This window comes from Sphingomonas sp. URJC2, assembly GCF_059803575.1.
On sequence record NZ_JAPFGX010000034.1, the window covers coordinates 22,237 to 31,736 of the forward strand.

The following is a 9,500-nucleotide window of genomic DNA, read 5'->3' on the forward strand; positions in this document are numbered from 1 at the left end:
TCAGCCAGAGGCCAGAGCCCGCCTCAGAAAGGCGACGACCCTGGGCCAGCCATCGGCCCGGGCGGCGGCATTGCCGGCCACGCTGCCGCCATACGCGCCGAGCCGCGAATAGAAGGGGTGATCGCGCGCGATCGGCGGGCCGAACACGAAATGACCGGCATCCTTGTAGGCGAGCACGGTCACCGCCGGGCCGGAACGGACCTTGCTGCGCGCGGCGAGCTGGCGCGCCATCGGGCAGGCGGGCCACATGGTTTCGGCTTCTCCGCAGACCAGCAGCATCTCGGCCCGGGCGCGTTCGATCGGGATTGCGGCGCGCGCCGCGTCTGCATGACGTGCCGGATCGGTGACGGTGCGATAGACGCTGATGATGCCGTCGGCCTGATCCCAGTCGCCAAAGGGCATGGCCGGCACGCCCTTGCCGCCGGCTGTCCATGAGGCGCGCTTGCTCTGCCCGCCACTGGCCCAGTTGACCCCGTTCCACGCGACGCTGGTCGGCATCCCGGCAACGACCGCCCTCAGATCGGCGCGGCGCGAAGCCACCAGCAGCGCGGCCTCCGCGCCCTTTGATGCGCCCATCACCGCGATCCGCTGCGGATCGACGCCGGGCCGCGTCTTGAGCCATTCAAGCCCGTGGTCGAACCGTTCGAGCGGAATATGTTCCAAGGCATCGCCCTGCCTCGGCGCGCCGAAATAGGCGAGGTGGAGGACGGCAAACCCCTCTTTCTGCAACGCCAGCGCCATGTGATGCGCGCCGCCGCCCAGCCCGCCTTCCGACCCGCCAAGCAGCAGCACCGCCGGGTGCGGGCCGGTGCCCCTCGCGGGGAAGTAATTGCCGAACAGATCGCGCTGCGCGATCCGCGCGCCGGTCGCGCCGGGGGCGAGAAGCTCGATCCCGGGCAGGCCGTAGCGCGCCGGCGCAAGGCTCTTGAACAACGCCGCCCCGCCCAGCAGCGCGGCAAGCCCCGCTGTCACCATCACCCCGTTTTTCCAGCTCATCGCAACACTCCCTTGTCGCATGCGGGAATGCCGCATCCGCCGCGGCCGCCGCAGTGCAGGGTGTCAGGCGGCCGGGGTGACAAGCGTCACGCCGCAGGTCACAGCCAGCCCTTGTCGCGGGCAATGCGGCCCGCTTCGATGCGGCTTGCGGCGAACAGCTTGGCGGAGGCTTCGGACAGATAATTGCGGACCGTGCCGGGAGACAGATCGAGCTGGCGCGCAATCTCCTTGTTCGACCGGCCTTCCTCGGCCAGCCGCAGCACGGCGCGCTCGCGTTCGGTCAGCGGATTTGCGGGCGCATCCCAGGCAAGCTCGGCAAGTTCGGGGGCGATCGCGCGCCCGCCCGCCGCCACCTTGCGGATCGCGGCAGCAAGTGCGTCGGCCGGCGTATCCTTGAGCAGATAGCCGCGCACGCCCGCATCCATCGCGCGCCTGAGATACCCTGCGCGGCCAAAGGTGGTGACGATCAGCACCCGCGCCGCCAGCCCCTCGCGCGCAATCGCCTCGGCAACATCGAGCCCGGTCATCTGCGGCATTTCGATATCCGACAGCAGGATCTCGGGCTTGAGAGCGCGCACCGCGTCGAGCGCCGCGGCACCGTCGCCGACACGGGCGACGATCTCGATATCGCTTTCAAGGCCGAGCAGGGTCGCAAGCGCGCCCAGCACCAGCGCCTGATCCTCGGCGATCACCAGCCGGATCATGCGCGCGCGCCCATCGGCACCCGCGCGGTCAGCCGGGTGCCACGCGGGTCGCCCGCGACCGCCAGCGCGCCCCCGGCGGCCGACAGGCGCGCGGTCAGCCCCGCAAGCCCGCCGCCGGGGCGCACCGCCTGCCCGTCGCCATCGTCGCTGACCGTCAGTTCCAGCCCGCCCGCCTGCTGGATCAGCGCGATGCGGCAGGCGCGCGCGCCCGAATGACGGATCACGTTGGTCACCGCCTCGCGCAGCGCCATGGCGAGCACCGCGCTGGTGCCGGGGTCGATCGCCTCGGCATCGCCTTCGATCTCGCAGGCGATCCCGGCCGCCGCGAGCGCGGCCTTGGACCCGGCGATCTCGCGCGCCAGGCTTGCACCGGTCATGCCGCTGACGGCGGCGCGCACCTCGGCCAGCCCCTCGCGCGCGGCGGCGGCGACATCGCGCATCTCGGCGGTGGCCTTGTCCGGGGCAGTGTCGGCAAGCCGCGCGGCGAGATCAGCCTTGATCGCGATCAGGGTGAGCGTGCGGCCAAGCAGGTCGTGCAGGTCGCGCCCGATCCGCTCACGTTCGGCAGCGGCGGCGAATTGGCGCACTTCGCCCTGCGCCGCGGCCAGTGCCCGGTTCTTGTCCTGCAACGCGGCGCGCGAGATGTTGCCGATGCCGACCATGATCATCAGGAACACGCCCAGCACCCAGTAGAGCGGGTGCTGCCCGGTCGCCAGCGCCAGACCGGAGCTGGCGGCGGCAAAGCCGCCCACCCCCAGGCCCGCACGCCAGGCGGGGCGAAGTTCGGCGATCATCGCCGCGGCATAGACCGCGATCACCGTCCAGTTGCTGTTGGTGAAGGCAAGCGCGAAGGACAGCAGCAGCGCGGTGACCGCGAGGGCGATCAACCGCCACCCCGCCGCCTTCAATGACAGGAAATAGACCGCGAGAAACGCCGCCAGCCCCGCCCCGGCGGCGATCATCTGCTGCGCGCTCGGCAGCTTGATGAACCACGGGATGAAGAACAGCGGCAGATAGGCCAGCCAGATGGCCGGATGATCGATGGCATCCCATCGCAGCATCCGGCCCCCGTGCCGCGCGCCCTGCCCGGCCCTGCCCATCTCAACGGGCCGGTTCATCTCAACGGGCCTGCTGGTGCTCGCCCGTCCAGGCGAACAGGGCGGCGGCGAGCGTGATGAGCACCAGCGGCCCGGCGTGCAGCCAGAGGTTGGCCGCGTCGCGCTGGCCAGCCGCCATCAGCGCGATTTCGCCCAGATGATAGGATGGCAGCGCCCAGGCGATGGTCTGCATGGCCTGCGGCAAGACGGCAATCGGCATCCACAGCCCCCCCATCACGGCCATTGCCAGAAACACGATATTGGCAACCGCGATCGCGCCTTTCTGGCCAAGCCGATAGCCGACGCCAAGCCCGATCAGCGCGAAAGGGATGATCGCCAGCGTGTGCACGGTCACCAGCATCGCCCATTGCAGGGCACCGAGCGATACGCCCCCGGCGATCCCGAGCGCATAGACCAGCATGAAGGCGATCATGCTGAACACCGTGGTCGTGGCGACCTTGGCCGCGATCTGCGCGCCGGCGGGCATCGGCGACAGGCGCTTGAGCTCCAGCTGGCCGCTCTCGCGCTCGGCGGCGATATTCGCGCCGAAGCCGAACAACGCCGGGCCCATCACCGCAAACACGCCGAAGGTGGCGAGCGTGCGGGTCGCCACCTCGGCGCTTCCCTGCCCCATCGCGAGCGCGAACAGGGCGTAGAAAGCCGGCGGCATGGCGATGGTGGGGATGATGAACTGCGGCATGCGCGCAGACTTGATGATCTCGGCCCAGCTTTCGCGGGCATAGACGGCGGATGCGGGAGCGATCAGGGCGGACATCATGCGGCCTCCTTCAGGACGGTGCGGCTGGCGCGGACAAGATTGGCAAGGGCGTCTTCAAGGCTCGCCCCGGTGACTTCGAAATGCGCCACCGCCGGATCGAGCGCGAAGGCAGCTTCCAGCGTCGGGCGCGGGTCGGTGGTCAGCAGCGAGAGATCGGCCCCCACCGTCTCCACCCTGACCACGCCGGGCAGGGCGCGGAAGCGTTCGGCGGGCAGGCGGGTGCGCAGCCGGATCGCGGTCGCCGCCACCTGCGCCTTGATCGCAGCCGGGGGACCATCGGCGATGATCCGGCCGCCTGCGATCACGACGATCCGGTCGGCCAGCGCCTCGGCCTCGTCCATATGATGGGTGGCGAGCAGCACGCCGGCCCCTGCATCGGCCTTGGCGCGGACCACATCCCACATCGCGCGGCGCGATTCGGGATCGAAGCCGGTGGTGGGTTCATCGAGCACCAGCAGATCGGGCGCCCCGGCGATCGCCATCGCAAACTGCACCTTGCGCGCCTCACCGCCCGAAAGCCGGTCGCAGCGGCGGCCCGCCAGCGCGGTCAGGCCCGCCTGTTCGAGCGCGGCGGCGGTCGGCAGGCGGCGCGCGAAATAGCCGGCGTGAAGATTGACAGCCTCGGCCACGGTGAGTGTTTCGGGCAGGCCGCCCGCCTGCAGCATGATCCCCATGCGCGCCCGGGCGCTCTGGTCGGACGGATCGCGGCCGAACAGGCGCGCCCGGCCATCATCGGCCCGCAGCCGGCCGGTCAGCAGCCCCGCGACGGTCGACTTGCCCGCCCCGTTGGGACCAAGCAGGGCGGTGACCGATCCGGCCTCCAGCGTGAAGTCGAATCCGTCCAGCACGCGGTGCGCGCCATAAGCCTTGGTCACGCCTTCGAGCGAGGCGATGAGCGATGAAGGGGTGGAAAGCATGATCATTCTCCTGACGGTGGAGAACGACCTAGCCCGCGGGCGGATGACATCGCAGTGCCCGGCGTCAGCGCGGCGACATGACGGATGTCACCCCCGGCACCGCGTCTTTCGTGTGCGGCCATGCGCCTCCGCGGCGGCGGCCTATCTTGCGGCGCGGGCGCGCCACATGGCTGCCTTGGCGGGATCGCGGCGGACCCCGAGGCCCACATCATGGAGCCGGGCCAGCCTGCGCATCGCTTCGGCAAGGCCCGGCTGGTCGCTCCCGACATGGACCGGCATCACCTGCGCCGGCGCGCGGCCGACGGCGGGCGAATAGATATAGACCATGCCCGAAACCGGGGTTGCGGCGCGCCGATAGAGCTGGGCTGCGCGACGATGATCCTGCGGCACCCCGGTGCCGGTTTCATAGGCGATGCCCAGCGCCAGCTGCGCTGCCTTGTCTCCGTCATCGGCCCGGCACCGGATCGCGGCGAGATCGTCGCCCATCGGGCACGAAGCCCGGAGCGCCGCGACACACCCCGGCAGCGCCAGCAGCATGGCGGCGAGCAGCGCGGGCCGCACCATGCCAACCCACCCTTGCCTGCCCTTGCGCGCACCATTGCCGATCATCCGAACCTCCCGTGCCGACCGCCGACAGGCTGGCCGGGTGGCGGCGGATTTTCAATCCCGTCGGGCAGCTGGCAAAATCTGGCGGGCAGGGACACGACGCCCCCGGTGCCGCCAGCCCGGGAACATGGCCCGGTGGCGGCGGATCACCGGGCCGGAACCGGCGTCAGAACCGTGCCGACACCGCCACATAGGCCTGGCGCGGACGGCCGGGGTCGATCCCCTGGCCGGCACCGGGCCGCACCCGCGCCCAATAGTCGGAATCGAGCAGATTGGTGATGCCGGCACCGATCATCACCGGGCCGAACACTGGCACATCGACCGACAGGTCGACGACCTGATAGGCGGGAATGTCGAACTCCGGCCGGTCATTGTCCGACCCGTTCTGGCGGCCGACCGCGGTCAGCAGCAGCGCGGCGCGGGCGCCCGATTCGGCGATCCAGCTGGCCGAGGCGCGCAGCACATGGCCGGGCGCATATTGCGGCCGGAACCCGGCGGCGGCCCCGCTGCGGAAGCGCGCATCGAGCAGCTGAACATTGGCGCTCAGCCGCAGCGTGTTGGCCGAGGTGCCGGCAACGCCGTCCGGACCGAGCAGGTCGAGGCTGGCGGCCAGATCGATCCCGTCATTGCGCATCGAGCCGACATTCTGGCGACGCGCACCGCCCGCCCCGACCGCCCCGAAGGGTGCGGCCGCCGGCAGCGGCCCGGCCAGAAAGCCGACCTGATCGTCAAGCAGCACGCGGAACAGGCTGGCGTCGAGCCGGGTCCCCGGCAGCGGCCGCCATTGCGCGCCCAGTTCATAGCTGGTCGAATAGCTGGCCTCGAACTCCTCGGCAGCATCGACGCCGGCCTGGAAGGTCACGCCATCATTATAAAGAAGCGGCTTGAACCCGCGCGACGCATTGCCGACCAGCTTGAGCCGGGGAGTCACGTCCCAGGTCGCCCCCAGCCCCCACAGCGCGACCGTCTGTTCGTTGCGGCGATTGCCGAGCTGACCGTTCGCTGCGCCCGGCCCGCCGCCGGTGACCGAGCCGATGCCGAGATCGAGCCGTTCGGTCACGCGCTGGCGCAGCCGCTCCAGCCGCACGCCGGGGACGAGCTGAAGCGCACCGAGGTCAATCTTGGCCTCGGCAAAGGCGGCGAGCACATTGCCCTTGCGCGCCACCCGCGCCAGCGCGCCGGCAGTGCCCAGCCGGTCGGTCGCCGACGCGCCCTTGTCGACCGTGACCGGCGAGGACGAGCGGAACGCCATCGCGCCGAGGGTCAGCACATGCGGCCCGACATCGCGGCGCAGGCGCAGATCGACCGCGCCGGTGCGGAACAGCTGGGTCTGGCGGATGAGCACATTCTGGTCGGGAATGATCTGCCCGAAACTGCCCCCGGCCTGCCGCCAGCTGGTGCGTTCATATTCGCTGTACCAGCCCCGCGCGGTGACATGGGTTTCGTCGTCAATATCCCATTCAAGCGCCGCCGACGGCACGAACCGTTCGATGAACAGCCGGTCGCGCGGGGTGGAGGAATCCTGCGGCGATGCGGCAAAGCGCGCCGCGCTCAGGCCGCCCGGCTCGCCGTAACGGCCCCGGTCATAATCCACGGTCAGCGTCGCGGTCAGCGTTTCGCCGGTATAGGCGGCGCGCGCGCGGCCGCTCAGCTGGTTGAAATCGCTGTTCACCCGGCGCGGGCCATCGCCCGCATTCCAGACGATATGGCCATCCAGCCCGACCCGGCCGTTCGACACCGCCAGCCGCGCCAGCGCCGAGCGAAACGCGTCGGACCCGGCGGCGAGCTTGACGATCCCTTCCTGCCCGGCCTCACGACGCGGGCCGACCAGCGCATAGTTAAGCACGCCGCCCGGCTGCGGCCCGTGCAGCAGCCCGGCCCCGCCGCGGATGAACTCCACCCGGTCGACCAGCTCCATCGGCGGGATGATATAGGCGGCCGGATAGCTATAGGCATCGGGCACCAGCGGCACCGCATCGGCAAGCGTCAGCAGGTTCCAGCTTTCATGCGGCTCGCCCAGCCCGCGATAGCTGACGCTTGCCCAGCTGCCGTTCGACACTTCGGAAACCAGCAGGCCGGGAATGTCGGCAAAGGCCTGACGCAGATTGCGCCCCTCGACCAGCGGCAGATCGCGCATCACCGTTACGTCCGCCAGCTTGCCGGCGAAGATGAACGGGCCGGACACTTCGGGAAACCGATCGTCCAGCCGGGTGCCGGTGACGATGATCGACCCGGCATCGCCGGATGCCGGCGGCGCTGCATCGGCGGCGACTGCCTGCCCCGTCATGTTCAGCCCGGCCGCCAGCGCGGCGCAAAACACCATCTTATTGCGCATCTGTTTCCTCGGTGGAACGAATGCGCTCTAAATATTGACACGCATTATCATTAGCAAGCGTGCCGGCGATGAGAACTTGATGTCGGTTAGATTTGCCGGCGCAATGAAGCCCGGCCAGGCGGGCGACCGGGCGGGCTGCATCCGATGCGGACTGCCCGGTCGCCACCAAACAACAGGTCAGTAACTGCAGGTGCGCGGCGACACGGTTTCGACCGACACCACCCGGCCATCCTGCGAATGCAGGATCAGGCACTGGCGCGAGGCGGCGCGCCAGAAGGTGATGTAGCGCCCCTCATCGGTGCGCTTGTTGTCGCGCATTGCAAAGCCGCGCCGCGTCAGTTCGCCAATGGCGGCGTCGCGCGGGCGGCCTTCAAGGTCGTTGATGCCGGCATAATCGGCATAGCCGCCGCCGAAATGATTATAGGGGCGATAGGCGGTCTGGCTGCCACGCTCGCGCACCCCCTGTTCATAGCCATGGCTATAGGCGTCGGTGCGGCCATAATTGTGATAGGACTGGTTGTAGAGGCCGTCGCGATAGCCGCGCTCGAACTCGGCGGTGCTGCGCTCGTCATTGTAACGGTCTTCGCGGTGATGCGATTTGCTGGCCAGCGCGGCAATGCCGAGCAGCGCCGCCGCGCCGATCGCGACCGCCGCCGCCGTGTCGCCCTTGCCGCCTTTCTGGTTGCAGTCGGCGGCGGTGGTCTGGGTCACGGCCTCGAACCGGCCGTCATTGGTCACGACCTTCACGCATTCGCGCGTGTTGCCGTTCCACCAGTAATTGATCTTGCGGTCATCGTCGGTCGAGCCATGGATGAATGAAAAGCCGCGCGTTTCCAGCTGGGTCTCACCCCCGGCCGCGCGCGCGCCGATCAGGTCGCGCACCGAGCCCGGCGCGGGTGCGGCGGCCAGCGGCTGGGCGATCAGCCCGGCCAGCGCCGTGGCGGCGATCAGTTTCGTCCTGCGCATGACAATCCCCTTTCCCCTCTTGTCGACAAAGTTTTGGCGCGGCCGGGCGTTCAGTCCCCGGCCACGAACACATCGGGAATCTCGTAGCGTTCGGCCCCCAGCGTCGCGATCGTCCGGTCGCCGTCGCGTCGCGCGGCGATCGGCAGCGCGGCCGTGCCATCGGCCTGAGCGGTGCCGAAGGTCAGGAACCGCCCGGCGCGATCGAAAAAGATCAGCCGCACCACGCCGCCCGGCAATTGCACCTCGATGATGCTGCCGGTTTCGGGATCGCGCACCACGCCTGCGGAGCACAGGCCGGGCGGCACGCCGCGATAGCCGGCACAGGGCAGCTGCGCGGTCGCGTGATAGCGCGTGCCGGGCACCAGCGCATCGGCCTGCCCGTCCCCGTTCCCCTCGCCATCGCCGCCACCGGGGCTGGGTGCGACGCGCGGCACGGACACCAGGATCACGCCCCCCACCCGGCCCACCATCCGCCCGCCCAGCCGGCGCGCGGCGGCGGCGCTGCGGCAGCCGACCAAAGTTGCGCTGTCGTCGAGCAGATCGGCCGTGGCCGGCGTCTCGCCCATCACCCGGCAAGGATCGCCCGGCGCGGGAAAACCGCTGCCGACCGGGTGCAGCGCCGCCGGCCAGGCCCGCGCGGCCAAGGCGTCGCCCCCCGGCAGCACACCGGCGGCCAGTGCGACGATCAGCAATATCGGACGACGCGTCAATGCCATCGCGCCCTCGCTCTGCTTTGCAGTCACCCCCAGTCGCGGCCAGCCCCGTCAATCCCGACTGGCGTTGCCCTGGCGCGCGACGATGGGCACAGTCTGCACCTTCGCGCCCGATCCGGCCAGTGGCATTTGACGGACCGGCTGGCCGATCCGCAACATCACGGATGGAGCGCCAAAGCGGCCCGCCGCACAACCGGGCGGGCAGCGGCGGACAGCAAGGGGATGAGCGCATGGCAGGCGGCACGGGCCGGGCAGCGGACAGGGTGTTGAGGGGCCGGAGCAGATGGCGGCGCGCCATGGCCGCACTGCCGGTCGCGGCCGCGCTGCTTGCCGGCACGGCTGGCCCCGCCGCCGGGGCGCAGCCGGTTGCGGTCGATCCGGCCAGCGC

At 70.3% G+C, this 9,500-nt stretch carries 9 protein-coding genes; all 9 read right to left on the bottom strand.

Annotated elements, in window-relative coordinates; translation table 11 throughout:
• The 9 genes from OPU66_RS11685 to OPU66_RS11725 all read right to left on the bottom strand — a co-directional run bounded on the left by OPU66_RS11685 (position 1) and on the right by OPU66_RS11725 (position 9,109).
• Positions 1–996 (bottom strand): acyl-CoA thioester hydrolase/BAAT C-terminal domain-containing protein, encoded by a 996-nt coding sequence (locus OPU66_RS11685; protein WP_498553822.1) that lies wholly within the window; start codon positions 994–996, stop codon positions 1–3.
• A 98-nt stretch (positions 997–1,094) separates the two neighbouring features.
• Complete coding sequence (locus tag OPU66_RS11690; RefSeq protein WP_498553823.1) at positions 1,095–1,700, bottom strand: response regulator transcription factor; 606 nt, start codon at positions 1,698–1,700, stop codon at positions 1,095–1,097.
• Positions 1,697–2,761, bottom strand: coding sequence for a sensor histidine kinase (locus OPU66_RS11695; protein ID WP_498553824.1), 1,065 nt, complete (start codon positions 2,759–2,761; stop codon positions 1,697–1,699). Before OPU66_RS11695 ends, OPU66_RS11690 begins: the two co-directional genes overlap by 4 nt.
• A 58-nt stretch (positions 2,762–2,819) precedes the next feature.
• Complete coding sequence (locus tag OPU66_RS11700) at positions 2,820–3,575, bottom strand: ABC transporter permease (protein ID WP_498553825.1); 756 nt, start codon at positions 3,573–3,575, stop codon at positions 2,820–2,822.
• Positions 3,572–4,492 carry an ABC transporter ATP-binding protein gene (locus OPU66_RS11705; protein ID WP_498553826.1) on the bottom strand — a complete coding sequence of 307 codons (921 nt, stop codon included), beginning with the start codon at positions 4,490–4,492 and terminating at the stop codon, positions 3,572–3,574. The genes OPU66_RS11700 and OPU66_RS11705 overlap by 4 nt, the downstream gene beginning before the upstream one ends.
• A 141-nt stretch (positions 4,493–4,633) precedes the next feature.
• Positions 4,634–5,056 carry a hypothetical protein gene (locus tag OPU66_RS11710; protein WP_498553827.1) on the bottom strand — a complete coding sequence of 141 codons (423 nt, stop codon included), beginning with the start codon at positions 5,054–5,056 and terminating at the stop codon, positions 4,634–4,636.
• A 208-nt stretch (positions 5,057–5,264) separates the two neighbouring features.
• Entirely contained in the window at positions 5,265–7,433 is a 2,169-nt protein-coding gene (locus tag OPU66_RS11715; protein WP_498553828.1) for a TonB-dependent receptor family protein, read from the bottom strand.
• A 177-nt stretch (positions 7,434–7,610) separates the two neighbouring features.
• Entirely contained in the window at positions 7,611–8,399 is a 789-nt protein-coding gene (locus OPU66_RS11720) for a hypothetical protein (RefSeq protein WP_498553829.1), read from the bottom strand.
• A 50-nt stretch (positions 8,400–8,449) separates the two neighbouring features.
• Positions 8,450–9,109, bottom strand: a complete 660-nt coding sequence (locus OPU66_RS11725) for a hypothetical protein (RefSeq protein WP_498553830.1) — start codon at positions 9,107–9,109, stop codon at positions 8,450–8,452.
• Positions 9,110–9,500 lie beyond the last annotated feature (391 nt).